We start from the raw sequence: 18,613 nt of genomic DNA, 5'->3' as shown, positions 1-18,613 counted from the left end.
GGAAATGACGCAATCCGCATAGCGGATATTGCTCTCCGCGTGCGAGGAAGCTAAAGAACAGCCACCCTTCAGAGGAGCCTCGAGCCGATGCTTTCACAGACCAACGACGCTTTCTTCACCCGCTCTCTCGCCGACAGCGATCCGGAAATCTTCGGTGCGATCGAGAAGGAGCTGGGTCGCCAGCGCCATGAGATCGAGCTGATCGCCTCCGAGAACATCGTTTCACGGGCCGTGCTCGAGGCGCAGGGCTCGATCATGACCAACAAATACGCCGAGGGTTACCCGGGCAAGCGCTATTACGGCGGCTGCCAATATGTCGATATCGCCGAGGAACTCGCGATCGAGCGCGCCAAGAAGCTCTTCGGCGTCAACTTCGCGAACGTGCAACCGAATTCGGGCTCCCAGATGAACCAGGCGGTCTTCCTGGCGCTGCTGCAGCCGGGCGACACCTTCATGGGCCTCGACCTCAATTCCGGCGGCCACCTGACCCATGGGTCCCCGGTGAACATGTCGGGCAAATGGTTCAACGTCGTTTCCTACGGCGTGCGCGAAGACGATCACCTTCTCGACATGGACGAAGTCGCCAGGAAGGCGCGCGAGCAGAAGCCGAAACTGATCATCGCCGGCGGAACGGCCTATTCCCGCATCTGGGACTGGAAGCGCTTCCGCGAGATCGCCGACGAGGTGGGCGCGTGGCTGATGGTCGACATGGCGCACATCGCCGGTCTCGTGGCCGGTGGCCAGCATCCGTCGCCGTTCCCGCACTGCCACGTCGCGACGACGACCACGCACAAGTCCCTGCGCGGGCCCCGCGGCGGCATGATCCTCACCAATGACGAGGAAATCGCCAAGAAGATCAACTCCGCCGTATTCCCCGGTCTCCAGGGTGGGCCGCTGATGCACGTGATTGCCGCCAAGGCCGTCGCGCTTGGCGAGGCGCTGCAGCCCTCCTTCAAGGATTATGCTGCCCAGGTCGTCAAGAACGCCCGCACCCTTGCCGAAACCTTGAAGGCCAACGGCCTGGACATCGTCTCGGGCGGCACCGACAACCACCTGATGCTGGTCGACCTACGCAAGAAGAATGCGACCGGCAAGCGTGCCGAAGCTGCTCTCGGCCGTGCCTACGTCACCTGCAACAAGAACGGCATTCCCTTCGACCCCGAAAAGCCCTTCGTCACCTCCGGCGTGCGCCTCGGTGCACCGGCCGGTACGACGCGCGGCTTCAAGGAGGCGGAGTTCAAGGAGATCGGCGATCTGATCGTCGAGGTGCTCGACGGTCTCAAGGCCGCCAATTCCGACGAGGGCAATGCCGCAGTCGAGGCTGGCGTGCGCGAGAAGGTGATCAAGCTCACCGACCGCTTCCCGATGTACGGCTATATGTGATCGGACGGCTGCATGCGCTGCCCCTATTGCGGTTCCGAAGACAGTCAGGTGAAGGATTCCCGTCCGGCGGAGGACGGGAACGCCATTCGCCGCCGCCGCATCTGCCCGGATTGCGGCGGCCGCTTCACGACCTTCGAGCGGGTGCAGCTGCGTGAGCTGATGATCATCAAGAAGACCGGTCGGAAGGTTCCTTTCGACCGGGATAAGCTGCTGCGCTCCTTCGAGATCGCGCTTCGCAAGCGCCCGGTGGATCGCGACCGGATCGAACGGGCGGTGTCGGGCATCGTCCGCCGGCTCGAAAGCTCGGGCGAAACCGAAATTCCCTCGGAGGAAATCGGCCTTCAGGTGCTCGAGGCGTTGAAGAGCCTCGACGACGTTGCCTTCGTGCGCTACGCGTCGGTCTATCGCGATTTCTCCCATGCGGAGGATTTCGAAAAGGTGATCGCCGAGATAAGCGCCAAGATTGCCCGCGATCCGGGCGAATAACCCGGAGAACAAGCGGTATGGGCGAGCCGGCACGTGAAGACGAACGTTTCATGGCGGCGGCGCTGCGGCTTGCAAGGCGCAATCTCGGCCTGACTTCCACCAATCCCTCGGTCGGCTGCATCATCGTCAACAAGGGCACGATCGTCGGCCGAGCCGTGACCGCTCCGGGCGGGCGACCGCACGCGGAAACGCAGGCGCTTGCGGAGGCGGGCGAAAAGGCGAGGGGAGCGACCGCCTATGTCGCCCTCGAACCCTGCTCGCATCATGGCAAGACCCCGCCCTGCGCGGATGCGCTGATCGCCTCGGGGGTCGGCCGTGTCGTCGTTTCCATCCTCGATCCCGATGAACGCGTTGCCGGCCGCGGCGTGGTGATGCTTCGCGGCGCCGGCATTGACGTCGACATAGGCACGCTCCATGAAGAGGGCGGGCGTGTGCTCGAGGCCTACCTCATGCGTCAGCGCAAGAAACGCCCGCATGTGACTCTGAAACTTGCGGTTTCCGCGGACGGCATGATCGGACGGAGAGGCGAGGGGCAGGTGAGGATTTCCGGTGCCGTCTCTCGCGCCCAGGTGCAGGTGTTGCGTGCCGAGACGGACGCGATCCTCGTCGGTATCGGTACGGCCATTGCCGACGATCCGGAACTTACGGTGCGGATGCCAGGGCTGGAGGAGCGCTCTCCGGTCCGGATCGTGCTCGACCGCCGCCTCGATCTGCCGCTCGAGTCGAAATTGGTCCGCACTGCGCGCGACGTTCCGCTGATCGTCGTAACGGGAGACGCGGGCTATCCTTCTTCCCACGAGCAGGGAGCAGGTGCCCGAAGGGCGGATGAGGGGCAGAGCAGTTTGCCCCTCTCCTCGGGTTCGACCCGAGAACCAGTCCTCTCTCCGCTCGCGGAGGCAGGGACCGATTACGACGCCCGTCGAGGAGCCCTCGAAGCTGCGGGGGCCGAGCTGCTGAGCGCCGATACCATCCCAGACCTCCTGGCCGCACTTGCATCCCGGGGCATCTCCTCCCTGCTCGTGGAGGGTGGGGCCAGAGCGGCGCGTTCCTTTCTCGATGCGGATCTGGTGGATCGAATCCTGCTTTTCACCGGTCCGGCAGCCATTGGCGAAGGTGGTATTTCATCCCCATTTCAAAGGACGTCGGTGCCGGAGGGCTTCACGCTTCGCCGCACGGCGCGCTATGGCGACGATATTTTCGAGGATTACGAGAGAGATAGCTGAATGTTTACAGGCATCATCACCGACATCGGTACGGTCGAGAAGGTCACACCTCTCGAGGAAGGCATCAAGCTTCGCGTCGCCACGAATTACGACCCGCAGACGATCGATCTGGGTGCCTCGGTCGCGCATGCCGGCATCTGCCTGACCGTCACGTCACTTCCGGAAGCCGGCAGCAACGAACGCTGGTTCGAGGTCGAGGCATGGGAGGAAGCGCTGAGGCTGACGACGATCGCCGACTGGCGTGAGGGCACGCGCATCAATCTTGAGCGCTCGCTGAAGATCGGCGACGAACTGGGCGGTCACATCGTCTCCGGCCATGTCGACGGCAAAGCGGAGATCCTTGCCGTCGAAGCGGAGGGGGAAGCCGTGCGCTTCCGCCTCAGGGCACCCGAACATCTCGCGAAATTCGTCGCGCCCAAGGGCTCGGTGGCGCTCGACGGGACGTCGCTCACCGTGAACAAGGTGGATGGCGTCGAATTCGACGTATTGCTGATCCGACATTCGCTCGAAGTGACGACCTGGGGCGAACGCAAGTCCGGCGATCTCGTCAATTTCGAGGTGGACACGATGGCGCGCTACGCCGCGCGGTTGGCGGAATTCCCGGCTCCCAAGCAGGAATAACGTCTGGCTGAAAGAAATCGCCCGTCAAAACAAGTCCGCCCCCGAAAGTGGGGGCGGACGAGATTGTCGGGTAGCCGGCCGAAAGGTCAGCGGAGGTAGATCGTCAGTCCGCCATCGGCCGCCTGCTTCGCCGCGGCGACGTTGTCCAGTTCGACATTGCGTGCCCTAAGCGAAGCGAGCAGCGGTCTGTTGGCTTCGACAGCGGCTTGCAATGCGGCACGCTGCCCCGGTGTTGCCTTGTCTACCCGCATACGGGTCTGGTTCTGGCGGCTCAACGTATCGACATCGACAACGCGGAAATTGTCGCCCTTGAAGGTGCGCACGGTCTGGTCGATCCGGTCCGGCCAGTTCATTTCGACGCTCGCCGCTTGGGAGATTCCGGCGAAGGTAAGGGCGGAGAGGGTGGCGATGACGGAGATTTTCGCAATGCTGTTCATTGTCATGCTCCTTTTGGTTTTGCGGCTGCCCCAGCGACGATCGGTCACGTGACCTGCCACGGCCGTTTGCTTCTCTGAGGCGCAGCCTGCAGGCCAGCACGGGTCGTTTACGGGTGATGTCGCCCGCAGCGAAGAAAGCTGGACCGTTTCGACTGGTTGGTACTGCGCCTTGTTGTGTCCGACCAGGATCTCGCGCCGTGCCAACGGTCACGAAAGTGGACCGGAATGTGGCCGTTTCGGTGGCGTAAAAGGCTGAAAATAATTAAGAATTGTTCATCTTTCCGCTTTTCCGCGCGGCGCCTGGATCACCATGTTTTGGGTCGGATCGACTTAAGACATGAAGGTGATCGGTTCCAGGAAGTTCAGACGCGGGATGCGAGCGGAAAACCGCACACACTTTTCCTCATACAGCTCTAAGCCTCGGATGCCCTCGACCGCCTTTCGAACATGACCATCGGCCGGCCGTTATAGGTTGTGCGCCAGAATTCCTTGAAACCGTGTTTGAGGGCGACATTGATCGAAGCCTGGTTGCCCGGTTCGATGATGCAGGTCTTTCTCAGCGCGGGAAACTGACGGTCGGCCCAGGCGAGGGCGGCGGTCACGGCTTCCGTCGCCAGGCCGCGGCCGTGGTTTTTTGGAGAAATCGCCCAGCCTGTCTCCATCGTTCCCTCCAGCGAGGGCGTGATCTGGCGATGCGCTTCGTGGAAGCCGGCCTCTCCGATAAAGGCGCCGGTTTGCTTGTCCTGGATCGCGAAAAAGCCGAAGCCGAAGTAGTGCCACATGCCGACCTGGCGCAGGAATCGCGTCCAGGATTGTTCGCGTGTGTAAGGCACGCCGCCGGTATAGCGGGTCACTTCCTCGTCGCCGAAGAGTGCGCAATAGGAAGAAAAGTCGTCGCGCCGGTAGGGGCGCAGGAATAGCCGCTCGGTTTCGATCGTGGGGACGCTGTGCATTGTCGCTCCGCTTATTCTGACAGGGAAGAGTAGAGTTCAGAAGCCCGGTTCACCGTCCCAATAGTCGGCCGCCGAGGGCGCGCGGCCGATGAAGTCGAACGACGCCTGGCCTTCGCCCGGACGCCGGGTCCTTGCCAGGAACTTGCCGGAGTCCGGATATTCGCAGATTTCGGTGGCCGCGATGGTGGAAATGGACAGGTATTTGAGCGGCAGCGTGCCGGTATTGATGAGGTGATGCGCGGTCTCCTGGCCGCCAGCGGGCGCTCCGAGTATGTCGCCTGGTCCGACCGCATGGCGTTCGCTGCCGAAACGGTACGTTCCTTCCCCCTCGAGGATGATGAACAGCTCTTCTTCGACATGGTGGTTATGGAACGGACACCCGGATTTGCCGGGCGGAACCTCGCCGTAGCCGATGCCGATATCCTTGAGACCGAGAAGCGCCCCGAAAGAGACGTCGCTGGATTCGAAGAACGAACCACGGCGCCAGTGGTCGAGCTTCAGGTTCTTCGGATTGACGATGGGCCTTTGCGCGTCCGTCATCGCAGTCGTCCTCCTGGTCGCGTCTCATGCCCGGCTCGACCTCGCGGAATCGGCCTGGGCGCGCTTAAGGATTAGAGACAGTTGACGCCGTTACAAGCGGGTTTGCTGTTCGGCTCCACCAATATCGAAGATTGCGGTACGGCAAATGCCCTTCGGTTAACGGAATTTACTTGCCATTCCGTGCCGGGCATGGTTTGACCGCCGCCTGCACCGGCCAAGTCCGGTCCGAATTTTTCAAGACAGGTGATCCATGGCGAAGATCAAGCCCGTCCACATCCTGATTGTGGAAGCGCGTTTCTATGACGATATGGCCGACGCGATGCTCGATGGAGCGAAACATGCGCTGGATGCGGCCGGCGCCACTTATGATATTGTGACGGTCCCGGGGGCACTGGAAATTCCCGCGGCGATCGCCATGGCGCTCGATGGTGCCGACGAAGGCGGGGCGGAATATGACGGCTTCGTTGCGCTCGGCATGGTGATCCGCGGCGAGACCTACCATTTCGACATCGTCGCCAACGAGTCCGCGCGCGCGCTGATGGATCTCGCCGTCAGCGAGAGCCTGGCGCTCGGCAACGGCATTCTGACGGTCGAGAACGACGAGCAGGCCTGGGCACGGGCCCGCCGTACGGAAGGCGACAAGGGCGGATTCGCCGCGCGCGCCGCCCTGACCATGATCGAACTGAAGCAAAGATTGGGCGCAGAGAAGTGACGAACACCCCTTCGGATCAGCCGCTGAAACAGGTCAACCAGCGTGGCGCCGCGCGCCTTGCAGCCGTTCAGGCGCTTTATCAGATGGATGTCGGCGGGACCGGCGTCCTGGAGATTGTCGCCGAATACGAGGAACATCGCCTCGGCAAGGAACTGGACGGTGACACCTATCTCCGGGCAGACGCGTCCTGGTTCCGCTCGATCGTTGCGGGCGTCGTGCGCGACCAGCGCAAGCTCGATCCGTTGATCGGCTCGGCGCTTCAGGACGATTGGGCGCTTTCCCGGCTCGATTCCACCGTCCGCGCAATCCTGCGCGCCGGCACCTTCGAGATCCTTGAGCGAAAGGATGTGCCGGTTCCGGTGATCGTGACCGAATATGTCGAGATCGCCAAGGCCTTCTTCCAGGACGAAGAGCCGAAGCTCGTCAACGCCGTCCTCGACCGGATCGCCAAACAGGTTCGCGGCGACCAGAGAAAGTAAGCGCGGATGGCCGCCGAGCCGGCAGAAATGGGAACGGTCCTCCGCGAGGCACGCCGAAACGTGCAGTTGCTTACCGTCGCCCAGGCACTGCTCGGCGTTGTCGGACCGATCAGTTTTGCAGTCGGCGGCGTTGCCGGCCACCAGTTGCTCGGCGAAGACAAGTCGCTCGCGACGGCGCCGCTCACCGCCTACAATCTCGGCATGGCGCTCGGCGTCGTGCTCGTTGCGGTGTTGTCGCGACTCGTTGGCCGACGCTTCGCCTTCATCGCCGGTGCGTCGATCGCTGCGCTCGGCGGTGTGCTCGCCACGGCTGCACTTTTCCGGGAGAGTTTCTGGTTCTTCGCCTGCGGCCTCGCAGTTCTCGGCGCTTCCAACGGCTTTACGCAGAAGCTCCGCTTTGCCGCAGCCGACGCTTCGCCGTCCTTCTACAAGGCCAAGGCGATTTCCTGGATTCTGGGAGGCGGCATCGTCTCGGCGATCCTCGGACCGCAGATCGTCATTTTCGCGGGCGATTACTTCGCGCCCGTGTGGTTTGCGGGTGCTTTCGTCGCTCTCGTACCGGTCTGCATCGGCGCGCTCTTCTTCTTCGTGCCGCTGCGGCTGCCCGACCACACAACGGCATCGGCCCATCACGAGCAGCCACCCGCGCGCCCGCTGCGCGAGATTGCGGGCAGCCAGCGTTTCATGACGGGAATGATCTGCGGGATTTCCAGCTATGTCCTGATGACCTTCATGATGACGGGCGCGCCCGTCGCCATGGTTGTCGGCTGCGGTTTTTCGAGCGATCTCGCGACGCTCGGAATCCAATGGCATGTGCTTGCGATGTTCGCTCCGAGTTTCGTCACGGGTTGGCTGATCAGCCGCTTCGGCGCCGAACGCATCGTCGCCTGTGGTCTCCTCCTGCTGATGGCCTGCGCTGCCGTGGCTCACCTCGGTGTCGCACTCTGGAATTTCTGGGGCGCGCTGTCACTGCTCGGCCTCGGCTGGAATTTCGGTTTCATCGGCTCCACGGCGATCGTCGCGCAGAGTTACCGGCCGCATGAGGCAGACAAGGTCCAGGGCTTTCACGATATCGTTCTCTTCTCAGCCGTCGCTTGTTCTTCCTTCGCGTCCGGCAAGGTGCTTTCCGCCTATGGTTGGGACATGCTGAGCGCGGCTGTCTGGCCGGTGGCCGGTTTTTGCCTTCTTCTCCTTCTCCCGCTCATGCGCGCAGGCAAGCAGGCCACCGCCTGAAAACCTGTTTTACCCGAACGCTTCCCGGACCCTGAAAAGGCCGGCACGCGGGCAATTTCAGGGGCTTGACGATCCACATCGGCAACAGCACTCTGGCCGCGCCGCGAAAACGCGTCGCTTGAGGAGGCGGCGCGTGATTCGCGGAGAGAGGGGCCTGCGGCAGGGATGAGACCGCAGGTTGTAACGGAGGAAAGTGCGAAATGACCATATTGTTGGGCGTTATCGCATGCGGGTTGCTTTCGGTGGTCTATGCCATCTGGGCGACAAAGTCGGTGCTTGCCGCCGACCAGGGGAATGCCCGCATGCAAGAAATCGCAGGTTTTATCAGAGAGGGGGCGCAGGCCTACCTCACGCGTCAGTACACAACCATTGCCATCGTCGGTGTCGTCGTCTTCATCGCCGCATGGCTCCTGTTGTCGGGTGCAGCTGCCATCGGCTTCCTTATCGGTGCGGTGCTCTCAGGTGCCGCGGGCTTCATCGGCATGCATGTTTCGGTCAGGGCCAACGTCCGTACGGCCCAGGCCGCCTCGGTCAGTCTCGCCTCCGGTCTCGACATCGCATTCAAATCCGGTGCAATCACCGGCATGCTGGTGGCCGGCCTCGCCCTCCTGGGCGTCTCGGTCTACTACCTCATACTCACCGCAGGCCTCGGGCATGAGCCTGCCGCGCGCGAGGTCATCGATGCGCTTGTCGCGCTCGGCTTCGGGGCGTCGCTGATTTCGATCTTCGCCCGTCTCGGCGGCGGCATCTTCACGAAAGGCGCCGATGTCGGCGGCGACCTCGTCGGCAAGGTCGAAGCAGGCATCCCCGAGGACGACCCGCGCAACCCGGCGACAATCGCCGACAACGTCGGCGACAATGTCGGCGACTGCGCCGGCATGGCCGCCGACCTCTTCGAGACCTATGCGGTCTCCGTCGTGGCGACGATGGTGCTTGCATCGATCTTCTTCGCCGGAGCCCCGGTGCTCGCAACCGTCATGACCTATCCGCTGGCGATCTGCGCGGCCTGCATCATCACCTCGATCATCGGCACTTTCTTCGTCAAGCTCGGCGCCAACGCCTCGATCATGGGCGCGCTCTATCGCGGGCTGATCGTTACGGGCGCTCTTTCGATCCTCGGCCTTGGCGCTGCGACATCGCTGACGATCGGATGGGGTTCGATCGGAACCGTCGCGGGCATGGACATCACCGGCTGGAACCTGTTTCTCTGCGGTATTATCGGCCTTATCGTCACCGCGCTGATCGTCGTGATCACCGAATATTATACGGGGACGAACAAGCGGCCGGTGAACTCGATCGCGCAGGCATCGGTTACCGGCCACGGCACCAACGTGATCCAGGGCCTCGCCGTGTCCCTCGAATCGACCGCCTTGCCGGCCATCGTCATCGTCGGCGGCATCATCGCGACCTATCAGTTCGCCGGCCTCTTCGGGACGGCCATCGCCGTGACCGCCATGCTCGGTCTTGCCGGCATGATCGTAGCGCTCGACGCCTTCGGTCCCGTGACCGACAATGCCGGCGGCATCGCGGAGATGTCGCATCTGCCGCCCGAGGTGCGCAAGTCGACCGATGCATTGGACGCCGTCGGCAACACCACCAAGGCCGTGACGAAGGGTTACGCGATCGGTTCAGCGGGGCTTGGTGCCCTGGTGCTCTTCGCCGCCTATTCCAACGACCTCGCCTATTTCGCCGCCAATGGCGACAAGCATCCCTATTTCGCCGACGTCGGGACGATCTCCTTCGACCTGTCCAATCCATACGTCGTCGCCGGGCTGATCTTCGGCGGTCTCATCCCCTATCTCTTCGGCGGCATCGCGATGACCGCCGTCGGCCGTGCCGGGAGCGCCGTCGTGGAGGAGGTTCGTCGCCAGTTCAAGGAAAAGCCGGGCATCATGGAAGGCAAGGATCGGCCGGACTATGGCCGGGCCGTCGACATGCTGACGAAGGCGGCGATCCGCGAAATGATCATCCCGTCGCTGCTCCCGGTGCTGGCGCCGATCGTCGTCTATTTCGGCGTCCTGCTGATCTCCGGCTCGAAGGCGTCCGCCTTCGCGGCGCTCGGTGCCTCGCTCCTCGGCGTGATCGTCAACGGCCTTTTCGTGGCCATCTCGATGACGTCCGGCGGCGGTGCCTGGGACAATGCGAAGAAGAGCTTCGAGGACGGCTTCGTCGACCGCAACGGCACGCGCCACATGAAGGGATCCGAAGCGCACAAGGCCTCGGTGACGGGTGACACCGTCGGCGATCCCTACAAGGATACGGCCGGTCCGGCGGTTAACCCCGCGATCAAGATCACCAACATCGTGGCCCTTCTCCTGCTCGCCGTTCTGGCCTGACGCAGGCGTCTTGAAAGCAGAAGGCCCGCGGGACCTGGTCTCGCGGGCCTTTTTCGCGCCGTTGCGGCTCGGTTACTTGCCGAAGTCCTTGAATAGGTTGCGCGCGGCGGCCTGTCCGGCACCGGGGCCGGACAGGAGCTGGCCGAGGAAGCTCGATTCCTTGCCGCCGGTCGGCGTCGTGCGCGTCAGCATGTCGAATACCTTCCCGTCCTTCATCGTGTAGTGCGCGAGCTGGCTGACGGTGCCTTCCTTGTCGAAATAGACGGCGAGGATGGACTGATCGATGATCTTCGGCTTCATGAAGGCGACCGGCCGCTTGCGGGTCTGGGAGATGTAGTAGAACACCTCATTGTCGAATGTCGCGGTCGTGGAAGGCGTGCCGAGCGAGAGCAGTACCTGCTCGCGGCTCGAGCCGACCGGCACGAGTGCCAGCGTTTCCTGGTCGACGACATAGCCCTGATGCAGGACTTCACCCACATTTGCGGACATGCAGGCGGAAAGGGCGGTAGTGCAAAGGGAAGCCACGAGCACGGCACGGCCCAGGACTTTGAGGTTTGTCGTCAAATACCGCTTCGTCAAGGACTGCTCCCCTGGAGTAACGATTGGCAGATCGGCCATTGCAATTCGTGCCCGCTTCGGTAAACCAGCTTCGGCTATCATGCAACATGATCATGGGCGCTTGCCCCTGATTTCGAGAAAGCCAGCCGGCCTCTGTGATGATTTTTGGACTGTTCAAGAAAAAAAGCGGCAATATTGCGATTGTGAAGCGCCAATATGCGGCACTGACCGCGGCGGCGCGCCAGCCGTTTCTCTATACCGACCTCGATGTGCCCGACACCGTCATGGGGCGCTTCGAGATGTTGTCGGCGATTCTGATCCTTTATTTCCGCCGCACGCGCAGCTCGGCGCGAGCCGGCCAGGAAATCGCGCAGGAGATTGTCGACGCCTTCTTCGAGGATGTGGATCATTCCATCCGCGAGCTCGGCGTGGGCGATGCGAGCGTGCCGAAGAAGATGAAGAAACTTGCCGGCATGTTCTATGGCCGCCTCGAATCGTACGCGGCGGCCCTCGAAGGACGGGATGCCGGCGCATTGGCGGCCGCATTGAGGCGCAATTTTCACGCCGACGTGGAGGACGCGCCGTCCATGCGGGGCCTCGCCTCCTACCTCCTTGCGGTCGAGTCCGTGCTCTCGGATACTGCCGAAGAGGCCGTCGAGACGGGTCAGTTGCGCATCCCCCAGGACGGAACGTAAAAGCGCCGCGATCGTTCGTCGATCGAATGGCAGCGTGCCGACCGCGCCCTGCCGCGGCGCCGGCGCGAGGAAGGACCTGAACATGAAGCAAGAGAGCAAATCGGCATTCTCCTATCCGGTGAAGGTCGGGCATATTTCGGCAAATCCTGTCACCGTGCATGTGTCGGCGAACGATGCAGAACTGCGGGCTCTTGCCAAACTTTGGCGCGTGGACGGCGTCTCTTCCCTTGCCGCCGACCTGCAGATTGCGCGCTGGAAAAAGGACGGTGTGAAGATCAAGGGCGAGGTTCGTGCGCACATCGTGCAGACCTGCGTGGTGACGCTCGAGCCGGTCGAGTCGGATATCCGGGAGCCGGTGGAGGCGATCCTCGTGCCGGAGGGATCACGTCTCGCGCGGCAGGCCGACACCGACGGCGGCGAGATGATCGTCGATCCGGACGGGCCCGACCTGCCCGATACCTTCACAGGCGATACGATCGATGCCGGCGTGGTCGTCAGCGAGCACGTCGCGCTCGCCATCGATCCCTATCCGCGCAAGCCGGGCGCCGCTTTCGGCGAGCGCATCGAAAGCTCCGCAGCGGACGACGAACGACCGAACCCGTTCGCGGTGCTGAAGGACTGGAAAAAGGATTGAAACGGCTAGGCCCCGGCTTACAATTCGGTTGTCACGCCGACGAAAAGCAGTATTTTGGCCCGACTCCAGCCAAGGGGCCGTTGCGCCGAGACATTGCATGCCGGCCCCACTATCAGAAGGAACATGGATCGCCGCCGCTTGATGCTTGAGGGGCGAAATATGTTGCGTGGCGGGAAAAAAGGATAAGACACGCGTGGTCAGAATTTCACTTGACGTGATGGGAGGCGACTATGGTCCTGAAGTCGTCATCCCGGGCGCAGCGAGAGCGCTCGAACGTCACCCGGACATAAAGTTCGTTCTTTTTGGCCAGGAAGCGCGATGCATAGAACTGCTCGCCAAGCACCCGAAGCTCAAGGCGAGCAGCACGTTCCATGATTGCGAGATCGCCGTCGGCATGGACGAAAAGCCGAGCCAGGCGCTTCGGCGCGGACGCGGCAAATCGAGCATGTGGAAGGCGATCGACGCGATCAACGCCGACGAAGCGGATGTGGTCGTCTCGGCGGGGAACACCGGCGCGCTGATGGCGATGTCGGTGTTCTGTCTGAGGACGATGCAGGGCATTCAGCGGCCGGCGATCGCCGCCATCTGGCCGACGCTGAAGGGCGAAAGCATCGTCCTCGACGTCGGCGCGACGATCGGCGCGGACGCGCAGCAACTCATGGATTTCGCCCTGATGGGCGGCGCAATGGCCCGGGCACTCTTCGAGGTCGAGCGTCCTTCCGTCGGCCTTCTGAACGTCGGCGTGGAGGAGATCAAGGGTCAGGAAGAGGTTAAGGAGGCCGGGCGCCTCATCCGTGAGGCCGACGTCGAGGGAATCGAATATTACGGCTTCGTCGAAGGCGATGATATCGGCCGCGGCACCGTCGATGTCGTCGTCACCGAGGGCTTTTCCGGCAATATCGCGCTGAAGGCAGCAGAGGGAACGGCGCGTCAGATCGCCGAATATCTGCGCGCCGCGATGTCGCGCACGCTTCTTGCAAGGGTCGGCTACGTCTTCGCCAAGGGAGCCTTCGACCGGCTCCGCGAGAAGATGGATCCGCGAAAGGTCAATGGCGGGGTGTTCCTCGGCCTCAACGGCATCGTTATCAAGAGCCATGGCGGCGCGGACGCCGAGGGCTTCGCCGCGGCCATCGACGTCGGATACGATATGGTGAAGAACGGCCTCAAGGCGAAGATCGAGGCCGACCTGGCACGGTATCATGGCGCCCAGCCGTCCGAAGCCGTTCCGCGGGCATGAATGATGAGGTTTGAGTAGATGATCCGTTCTGTCGTGCGCGGCTTCGGGGCAGCACTGCCGAAGCGAGTGATGACCAATAAGGAAATCGAATCCAGGGTCGACACGTCCGACGAATGGATCGTGCAGCGGACCGGCATCCGCCAGCGCTATATCGCAGGCGAGGGCGAGACGAGCGCCTCTCTCGGCGAGGCGGCGGCGCGGGCGGCGCTCGAGAGAGCCGGGCTGACGCCGGACGACGTCGACCTGATCATCGTCGCGACCTCCACTCCGGACAACACCTTCCCTGCAACCGCAGTCAACATCCAGAACCGCCTCGGCATGCGGCACGGTGCGGCATTCGACATGCAGGCGGTCTGTTCCGGCTTCGTCTACGCGGTGGCGACGGCCGACGCCTATATTCGCGGCGGCCTCTCCAAACGCGCTCTTGTCATCGGCGCAGAGACCTTCTCGCGGCTTCTCGACTGGACCGACCGGACGACGTGTGTGCTGTTCGGCGACGGCGCCGGCGCAATCGTTCTGGAGGCGCAGGAGGCGGCCGGGACCAAAGCTGATCGGGGCGTTCTGACGGCGCAATTGCGCTCCGACGGCGCCCACCGCGACAAGCTCTATGTAGACGGCGGGCCGTCGACGACCGGCACCGTCGGCCATCTCCGGATGGAAGGGCGCGAAGTCTTCAAGCACGCGGTCGGCATGATCACCGACGTGATCGAGGCGGCTTTCGAGGCAACCGGAACGACCGCGGACGACATCGATTGGCTGGTTCCGCACCAGGCCAATCGCCGCATTATTGACGGCTCGGCCAAGAAGCTGGGCATCCCTCTCGAAAAGGTTGTGGTTACCGTCGACCTGCATGGCAACACCTCCGCGGCATCGATTCCGCTTGCCCTCGATGCCGCCGCCTCTGACGGCCGCATCAAGAAGGGTGATCTCGTAATGCTCGAAGCGATGGGCGGGGGCTTCACCTGGGGCTCCGTTCTTCTTCGCTGGTAAGAAAATAATGAATTACGGCAGGCGCTTGACCGGAAAAGACAAGGGCAATAGTCTTCAATCGCTGATCGGCATGCCAGACATCGGTGGGGGAAGATGAGCGGAAAAACAGTAACGCGGGCAGACTTGGCTGAATCGGTTTTTCGCAAGGTGGGTCTGTCTCGCACGGAGTCCGCCGAACTCGTAGAGACCGTCATCGACGAGATCTGCAACGCAATCGTGCGTGGCGAGAGCGTGAAGCTGTCTTCTTTCGCAACGTTCCAGGTGCGCGACAAGAACGAGCGCATCGGCCGGAACCCGAAAACCGGCGAGGAAGTGCCGATTTCTCCGCGCCGGGTGATGACCTTCAAGGCTTCGAATGTCCTGAAGCAGCGGGTCCTGAAGGCGCATCTGAGCCGCAAGTCCAAACTGAAGCCGTCCAACCCGGCTGGCTGAACTGCCGTCGGCGACCACAAATGTGGTTGAAAACCCATCCATAAGCCATTGAAGTAGGCGTGATTCGTGTAATCATCGCACGACGATCCGTGCGTCGCGCCGCCGATCTTGACCGGCGAGCGCCTTATGGAGATGGGACCACATGGAAAAAAGCCCGGATGCTTTCCGCACCATCAGCGAGGTTGCGGACGAACTCGATCTCCCCCAGCACGTGCTTCGTTTCTGGGAGACCCGGTTCCAGCAGATCAAGCCGATGAAGCGCGGCGGCGGGCGCCGCTACTATCGCCCCGAGGATGTCGACCTGCTCAAGGGCATCCGCCACCTCCTCTACGATCACGGCTATACGATCAAGGGTGTGCAGAAGCTCTTGAAAGCCAACGGCAACAAGTTCGTCGCCGCCATCGCGAGCGGTGACCTTGCGACCGTCGAGGCGCTTGCCGCTTCCAGCAACGAAGAGCCGGCGCCGCCCAAGGCGGGCGTCGCGGAGGAGGACCAGATCGTCGGCCGCCCGAAGGCGCCGGCGAGCCGGCGCTTCTTCTCTTTCGGCAACGGAGGCGACGATACCGAGATTACCATCGGCAAGACATCGGTCGGCAAGGAAGACAGGGCGCTGCTGCAGGAAGCGCTCTACGACCTCCTCGAATGCAAGCGTCTTCTCGACCAGGTTCGGTAGCAGGGAAGGCACGGGAAGGGGGCCTCGAAAGCGCTGCCGAGGCCCAACTCGGTTGTGACCAACTTATTCGGCCGCTTCTTCCGTCGACTGCTGTTCTTTCTTCTGTTTCAGGAGGAGATCGTCAGCGGTCGACTGCTCGGCCTTTGCCACGCTCGCCGTCGTGATCTCCTTGTCCACTTTGTCAATCGATGCCGTGGTGTTGGAATGGCCCAGGCAATCGGCTGACGCTGCCGTCGCCGATAAGGCGAAGGCGGCTGCAAGTACGAGGATGCTCTTCATCGGGCTTCTCCTGTGGTTTGCAGGGCGCAGTTTATCCAGCGCAGGGCATCGATCCAAATCACAAAACTGTTGTTTCGCCGCTTCCGCTACAGCCGGCGGTCTCCAGTGAAGGGCGAGCTCCATTTTCCCCCTTGCGCCGGGCGTGTGTTCCGACTAATGAGAGCGGGCTTGTAACCAAGCGGGTCGGAGCGTAGCGCAGCCCGGTAGCGCACTTGACTGGGGGTCAAGGGGTCGTGGGTTCGAATCCCGCCGCTCCGACCATTTTCCGCTTTGGTTTCAACGCGATACGATTGGCGCTTTCGGTAGCCCTACCGGAAATATGGGAACGAAACGCGCTCAGATTCACTGTTCGGAAGCGAATAGTCCCGAAAAACGTTCCACGTCATTTGTTCTTCCTTTGTGCACGTTTCGAGTTGAAGAGCGATTCGAGGGTTTCCTCCACCTCCTCGTCGAGGACGTGAGCATAGCGCATCGTCGTTTTAATCGAGGCGCTCGCGAGCAATATCGAAGACGCGCTGGAGCAAATCGACGTCTGTCGGATCGAGGGGTGCCTCACTTCGAGCCGACTGCGTTCCATCCTCCCTTTCTGGACCCAGTATCCTGCGCTAGGAGTCCGATCCTCCTCGAGGGAGCACTTGATTGCTGGCACACTGTGCATACGATGACAGACGAGCCGAGGAAGAGAGGCTCGTGTGCCACGGCGCGCGCATTTCACTTACCCGGTTTGGCTTTCCCTTTTAAGCTGTTTCCGCCCTTTCCGCCCTTGGTACTATTTCCGCCTTTGCCGCCCTTTGTGCTATTCCCGCCCCTACCGCCCTTGCCGCCGCTCGAGCCGCTGCCCGAGGCTGCGATGGCGTCGGAGGTGAGGCTCGTTGAAAGCAACATTGTCACGGCAGGCGGTGTGACGGCAGCGAAGCGGCCGCAAGTCTTTAGAAACTCGCGTCTGTCTCCTTCGCTGAGAGACAGTTCGTCCCGAGGTTTGTCCATCTGCGCTTCCTCCCTTGGCCAGTTGTATAATACAGCGATTGCTAATGTGATGAGATATAGCTTTCTTTATACGAGATCCTGCGTCTGGCTCTGTCGCTTGTCTCGCCGACGGCATCTTCGACCGACAGGCGCGTGCTGCTCGCGGTAATCGGCCGCGCCCTGCGGCGCCGGACTATTCCGAAACGTTGTTCTGGCCAGAAGCGGTCGGAATGTACACCGCGACATCCCGGCTCTCATTTTGTAAGAATGCGTCTGCGCGATCAGGTAAACGGCAATCGTCAAAATCGATAAAAGTATAATGCTTAGTGTTTCGGCAGCCCGTAATCGTCTCTGTCGCGCATCAACCAAATCCTCTCGGTTTCGGCCCCAAGCCACTACGACGGTGCGCTGTAAGGCGGTGGGCCTCAGGGCTGCATTGAAGGGACAATTATGCAGCTCCGAGGTACCACACTCGAGCGGCTGACGAGGGGGGCCGCTCGGGGGTGACAACTCCAATATGCATCAAAGGTTTCGCTCGGTCACCGGCCTAAGACCTTTGCTTTCAACGAGCCGGACTAACGTCTGATCTGTCCTCGACCGTCAGGTGGGAAAACCCTCTCCCGGAAACCAAGGCATCGCAGGAACGTTAGCTTCCGATGTCAGTAGGAGCAGGACTATGAAGATCGTAACCACGGCAATTTCCGTTGGCGTCGCGCTCACGGGCATGGCCGGTATGGCCTTTGCTGACCCCTGGAAAGACGAAAGCGGCCACGGCCGCTGGCGCGGCTACTACGACGGGCCTCGTTATGAGCGAAGGGTCTTCAAAGAGGAATATCGCCGTGGCGGCTGCAAGATCGAGCGCAAGTGGGACGATGACGAGTACAAGGAAGAGATCAAGTGCAAGCGCGGCGCTCGTCCGATCTATGGATATTATCGGTATTAACCTTGGTATTGGAACGAAGATACGCCGGCGGTTGCCCTGGACTGAAAGAATGCCATTTTCGCTCAGCCGGTCTTGGTCGCCGGGGTTGGGTATCGCGCCCCGGACCGATGACGGCGACCTGCAGCACCCATCGGCCAAGGCATCCGAGAGCGGGAAGACCGGGGGGGGGGGGAGATATTCGACGTCTCAGCAGGATGTGCCTGACTTGTGCTGCTGTGACGAACTATCAACAGAGATGTCGGTTGCCTTGGCGGCGACCGCCACAGCGGCCGCGAGTTCATGAGCATCCCGGCGACCTGCCTGGTAGAGACTGATCAGCTTCGCAGCGAGTTGTTCTGCTTCTTCGCTGCAGCGGGACAGCTTTCGTTTGCGTAACTCAGCCCGAAAGACAGAGTCTATCACGTCGAGGTCATAAGGACTGATTGGATTGACATGGATATCGGAGCGCATGGCGCAATCTCCACCATTGGGGCGAAAGCGCGATGATCTCCCAGCCATCGGTGCCCGTGGAAATGAGCCGATGATGAAGATAGTATACGCCCCATCTCGGAGAAACGCGAGCCGCCGTACGCTGTCGGACGGAACGGTTGCGGTGGGAAACAGGCCGCGAGAGATGACCAGGCGGCGGTGTTCGTCCTGCCCTAGCCTCAGAACGCCCGGAGGCAAAACCGCGCTCACCGAGTCCCGAAATAATTCCCGACCTGATCTTCTGGATATGCCGCAATGCCTTTTGTATCAGGGCGTCCAGAAAGTAGCCCTCTCTCCTTGGGTCAAGGGTCCCGGGTTCGAATCCACCGGTCCGA

At 62.0% G+C, this 18,613-nt stretch carries 22 protein-coding genes and 1 tRNA gene; 16 read left to right on the top strand and 7 right to left on the bottom strand.

Annotated features, from left to right (window positions below; genetic code table 11):
* The first annotated feature begins 87 nt into the window (after positions 1-87).
* From glyA to M1D34_RS09565, 4 genes are read left to right on the top strand one after another with little or no spacing between them, the layout of a single operon-like run.
* Positions 88-1,383 (top strand): serine hydroxymethyltransferase, encoded by a 1,296-nt coding sequence (glyA, locus tag M1D34_RS09580; protein WP_498778827.1) that lies wholly within the window; start codon positions 88-90, stop codon positions 1,381-1,383.
* A 12-nt stretch (positions 1,384-1,395) separates the two neighbouring features.
* Entirely contained in the window at positions 1,396-1,869 is a 474-nt protein-coding gene (gene nrdR, locus M1D34_RS09575; protein ID WP_003529310.1) for a transcriptional regulator NrdR, read from the top strand.
* A 17-nt stretch (positions 1,870-1,886) separates the two neighbouring features.
* Positions 1,887-3,092 carry a bifunctional diaminohydroxyphosphoribosylaminopyrimidine deaminase/5-amino-6-(5-phosphoribosylamino)uracil reductase RibD gene (ribD, locus tag M1D34_RS09570; RefSeq protein WP_003529307.1) on the top strand — a complete coding sequence of 402 codons (1,206 nt, stop codon included), beginning with the start codon at positions 1,887-1,889 and terminating at the stop codon, positions 3,090-3,092.
* Positions 3,093-3,713, top strand: coding sequence for a riboflavin synthase (locus M1D34_RS09565; RefSeq protein ID WP_003529304.1), 621 nt, complete (start codon positions 3,093-3,095; stop codon positions 3,711-3,713).
* A gap of 86 nt (positions 3,714-3,799) precedes the next feature.
* On the opposite strand, the gene M1D34_RS09560 is transcribed toward M1D34_RS09565, so the two are convergent.
* The 3 genes from M1D34_RS09560 to M1D34_RS09550 form a co-directional block, all read right to left on the bottom strand.
* On the bottom strand, positions 3,800-4,150 hold the full coding sequence (locus M1D34_RS09560) for a hypothetical protein (RefSeq protein ID WP_003529302.1): 351 nt from the start codon (positions 4,148-4,150) through the stop codon (positions 3,800-3,802).
* Positions 4,151-4,563: 413 nt separating this feature from the next.
* On the bottom strand, positions 4,564-5,103 hold the full coding sequence (locus M1D34_RS09555; RefSeq protein ID WP_003529300.1) for a GNAT family N-acetyltransferase: 540 nt from the start codon (positions 5,101-5,103) through the stop codon (positions 4,564-4,566).
* Positions 5,104-5,139: 36 nt separating this feature from the next.
* Entirely contained in the window at positions 5,140-5,643 is a 504-nt protein-coding gene (locus tag M1D34_RS09550; RefSeq protein ID WP_003529298.1) for a cupin domain-containing protein, read from the bottom strand.
* A gap of 250 nt (positions 5,644-5,893) precedes the next feature.
* Between M1D34_RS09550 and ribH the strand changes: the two genes are divergently transcribed.
* The 4 genes from ribH (at position 5,894) to M1D34_RS09530 (ending at position 10,403) form a co-directional block, all read left to right on the top strand.
* A complete protein-coding gene (gene ribH, locus M1D34_RS09545) occupies positions 5,894-6,355 on the top strand; it encodes a 6,7-dimethyl-8-ribityllumazine synthase (RefSeq protein ID WP_003529297.1) in 462 nt (153 codons plus the stop codon).
* The gene (nusB, locus tag M1D34_RS09540; protein WP_003529296.1) at positions 6,352-6,834 is read left to right on the top strand and encodes a transcription antitermination factor NusB; all 483 of its coding nucleotides are present in this window, start codon (positions 6,352-6,354) and stop codon (positions 6,832-6,834) included. The genes ribH and nusB overlap by 4 nt, the downstream gene beginning before the upstream one ends.
* A gap of 6 nt (positions 6,835-6,840) precedes the next feature.
* The gene (locus M1D34_RS09535; RefSeq protein ID WP_498778823.1) at positions 6,841-8,067 is read left to right on the top strand and encodes an MFS transporter; all 1,227 of its coding nucleotides are present in this window, start codon (positions 6,841-6,843) and stop codon (positions 8,065-8,067) included.
* 200 nt (positions 8,068-8,267) lie between these two features.
* Positions 8,268-10,403: a sodium-translocating pyrophosphatase gene (locus tag M1D34_RS09530; protein WP_010969115.1), complete on the top strand. Its 2,136-nt coding sequence runs from the start codon at positions 8,268-8,270 to the stop codon at positions 10,401-10,403.
* 72 nt (positions 10,404-10,475) lie between these two features.
* On the opposite strand, the gene M1D34_RS09525 is transcribed toward M1D34_RS09530, so the two are convergent.
* Positions 10,476-10,982 (bottom strand): outer membrane protein assembly factor BamE, encoded by a 507-nt coding sequence (locus M1D34_RS09525; protein WP_003529293.1) that lies wholly within the window; start codon positions 10,980-10,982, stop codon positions 10,476-10,478.
* 137 nt (positions 10,983-11,119) lie between these two features.
* Here M1D34_RS09525 and M1D34_RS09520 point away from each other — a divergent pair, with 137 nt between their 5' ends.
* The 6 genes from M1D34_RS09520 to M1D34_RS09495 all read left to right on the top strand — a co-directional run bounded on the left by M1D34_RS09520 (position 11,120) and on the right by M1D34_RS09495 (position 15,622).
* A complete protein-coding gene (locus M1D34_RS09520) occupies positions 11,120-11,656 on the top strand; it encodes a ubiquinol-cytochrome C chaperone family protein (RefSeq protein ID WP_498778821.1) in 537 nt (178 codons plus the stop codon).
* A gap of 82 nt (positions 11,657-11,738) precedes the next feature.
* On the top strand, positions 11,739-12,290 hold the full coding sequence (locus tag M1D34_RS09515) for a YceD family protein (RefSeq protein ID WP_003529291.1): 552 nt from the start codon (positions 11,739-11,741) through the stop codon (positions 12,288-12,290).
* A gap of 193 nt (positions 12,291-12,483) precedes the next feature.
* The gene (gene plsX / locus M1D34_RS09510) at positions 12,484-13,527 is read left to right on the top strand and encodes a phosphate acyltransferase PlsX (protein WP_003529283.1); all 1,044 of its coding nucleotides are present in this window, start codon (positions 12,484-12,486) and stop codon (positions 13,525-13,527) included.
* A gap of 18 nt (positions 13,528-13,545) precedes the next feature.
* The gene (locus M1D34_RS09505) at positions 13,546-14,517 is read left to right on the top strand and encodes a beta-ketoacyl-ACP synthase III (RefSeq protein WP_003529280.1); all 972 of its coding nucleotides are present in this window, start codon (positions 13,546-13,548) and stop codon (positions 14,515-14,517) included.
* A 93-nt stretch (positions 14,518-14,610) separates the two neighbouring features.
* Entirely contained in the window at positions 14,611-14,949 is a 339-nt protein-coding gene (locus M1D34_RS09500) for an integration host factor subunit alpha (protein ID WP_003529278.1), read from the top strand.
* A gap of 142 nt (positions 14,950-15,091) precedes the next feature.
* Positions 15,092-15,622, top strand: a complete 531-nt coding sequence (locus M1D34_RS09495) for a MerR family transcriptional regulator (RefSeq protein WP_003529274.1) — start codon at positions 15,092-15,094, stop codon at positions 15,620-15,622.
* A 63-nt stretch (positions 15,623-15,685) separates the two neighbouring features.
* On the opposite strand, the gene M1D34_RS09490 is transcribed toward M1D34_RS09495, so the two are convergent.
* Entirely contained in the window at positions 15,686-15,901 is a 216-nt protein-coding gene (locus tag M1D34_RS09490; RefSeq protein ID WP_010969117.1) for a hypothetical protein, read from the bottom strand.
* Between the two features lie 184 nt (positions 15,902-16,085).
* On the opposite strand from M1D34_RS09490, the gene M1D34_RS09485 reads away from it, so the two are divergent.
* A tRNA-Pro gene (locus M1D34_RS09485) sits at positions 16,086-16,162 on the top strand.
* Positions 16,163-16,612: 450 nt separating this feature from the next.
* On the opposite strand, the gene M1D34_RS09480 is transcribed toward M1D34_RS09485, so the two are convergent.
* Complete coding sequence (locus tag M1D34_RS09480) at positions 16,613-16,888, bottom strand: hypothetical protein (protein WP_498778815.1); 276 nt, start codon at positions 16,886-16,888, stop codon at positions 16,613-16,615.
* Positions 16,889-17,543: 655 nt separating this feature from the next.
* On the opposite strand from M1D34_RS09480, the gene M1D34_RS09475 reads away from it, so the two are divergent.
* Positions 17,544-17,810, top strand: a complete 267-nt coding sequence (locus M1D34_RS09475; RefSeq protein WP_127514064.1) for a hypothetical protein — start codon at positions 17,544-17,546, stop codon at positions 17,808-17,810.
* Positions 17,811-17,996: 186 nt separating this feature from the next.
* On the opposite strand, the gene M1D34_RS09470 is transcribed toward M1D34_RS09475, so the two are convergent.
* Positions 17,997-18,260, bottom strand: coding sequence for a hypothetical protein (locus tag M1D34_RS09470; protein ID WP_003529259.1), 264 nt, complete (start codon positions 18,258-18,260; stop codon positions 17,997-17,999).
* Positions 18,261-18,613 lie beyond the last annotated feature (353 nt).

This window comes from Ensifer sp. D2-11 (genome assembly GCF_054161295.1).
This window is presented reverse-complemented; position numbering and strand designations above follow the sequence as displayed.

Coding starts and splice junctions, on each gene's coding strand:
- M1D34_RS09505 (WP_003529280.1), top strand. CDS start 13,546: ATGATCCGTTCTGTCGTGCGCGGCTTCGGGGCAGCACTGCCGAAGCGA.
- M1D34_RS09555 (WP_003529300.1), bottom strand. CDS start 5,103: ATGCACAGCGTCCCCACGATCGAAACCGAGCGGCTATTCCTGCGCCCC.
- M1D34_RS09490 (WP_010969117.1), bottom strand. CDS start 15,901: ATGAAGAGCATCCTCGTACTTGCAGCCGCCTTCGCCTTATCGGCGACG.
- M1D34_RS09475 (WP_127514064.1), top strand. CDS start 17,544: ATGAAGATCGTAACCACGGCAATTTCCGTTGGCGTCGCGCTCACGGGC.
- M1D34_RS09520 (WP_498778821.1), top strand. CDS start 11,120: ATGATTTTTGGACTGTTCAAGAAAAAAAGCGGCAATATTGCGATTGTG.
- M1D34_RS09470 (WP_003529259.1), bottom strand. CDS start 18,260: ATGCGCTCCGATATCCATGTCAATCCAATCAGTCCTTATGACCTCGAC.
- M1D34_RS09480 (WP_498778815.1), bottom strand. CDS start 16,888: ATGGACAAACCTCGGGACGAACTGTCTCTCAGCGAAGGAGACAGACGC.
- M1D34_RS09500 (WP_003529278.1), top strand. CDS start 14,611: ATGAGCGGAAAAACAGTAACGCGGGCAGACTTGGCTGAATCGGTTTTT.
- ribH (WP_003529297.1), top strand. CDS start 5,894: ATGGCGAAGATCAAGCCCGTCCACATCCTGATTGTGGAAGCGCGTTTC.
- M1D34_RS09565 (WP_003529304.1), top strand. CDS start 3,093: ATGTTTACAGGCATCATCACCGACATCGGTACGGTCGAGAAGGTCACA.
- M1D34_RS09495 (WP_003529274.1), top strand. CDS start 15,092: ATGGAAAAAAGCCCGGATGCTTTCCGCACCATCAGCGAGGTTGCGGAC.
- ribD (WP_003529307.1), top strand. CDS start 1,887: ATGGGCGAGCCGGCACGTGAAGACGAACGTTTCATGGCGGCGGCGCTG.
- M1D34_RS09535 (WP_498778823.1), top strand. CDS start 6,841: ATGGCCGCCGAGCCGGCAGAAATGGGAACGGTCCTCCGCGAGGCACGC.
- M1D34_RS09560 (WP_003529302.1), bottom strand. CDS start 4,150: ATGAACAGCATTGCGAAAATCTCCGTCATCGCCACCCTCTCCGCCCTT.
- M1D34_RS09530 (WP_010969115.1), top strand. CDS start 8,268: ATGACCATATTGTTGGGCGTTATCGCATGCGGGTTGCTTTCGGTGGTC.
- M1D34_RS09550 (WP_003529298.1), bottom strand. CDS start 5,643: ATGACGGACGCGCAAAGGCCCATCGTCAATCCGAAGAACCTGAAGCTC.
- M1D34_RS09515 (WP_003529291.1), top strand. CDS start 11,739: ATGAAGCAAGAGAGCAAATCGGCATTCTCCTATCCGGTGAAGGTCGGG.
- nrdR (WP_003529310.1), top strand. CDS start 1,396: ATGCGCTGCCCCTATTGCGGTTCCGAAGACAGTCAGGTGAAGGATTCC.
- glyA (WP_498778827.1), top strand. CDS start 88: ATGCTTTCACAGACCAACGACGCTTTCTTCACCCGCTCTCTCGCCGAC.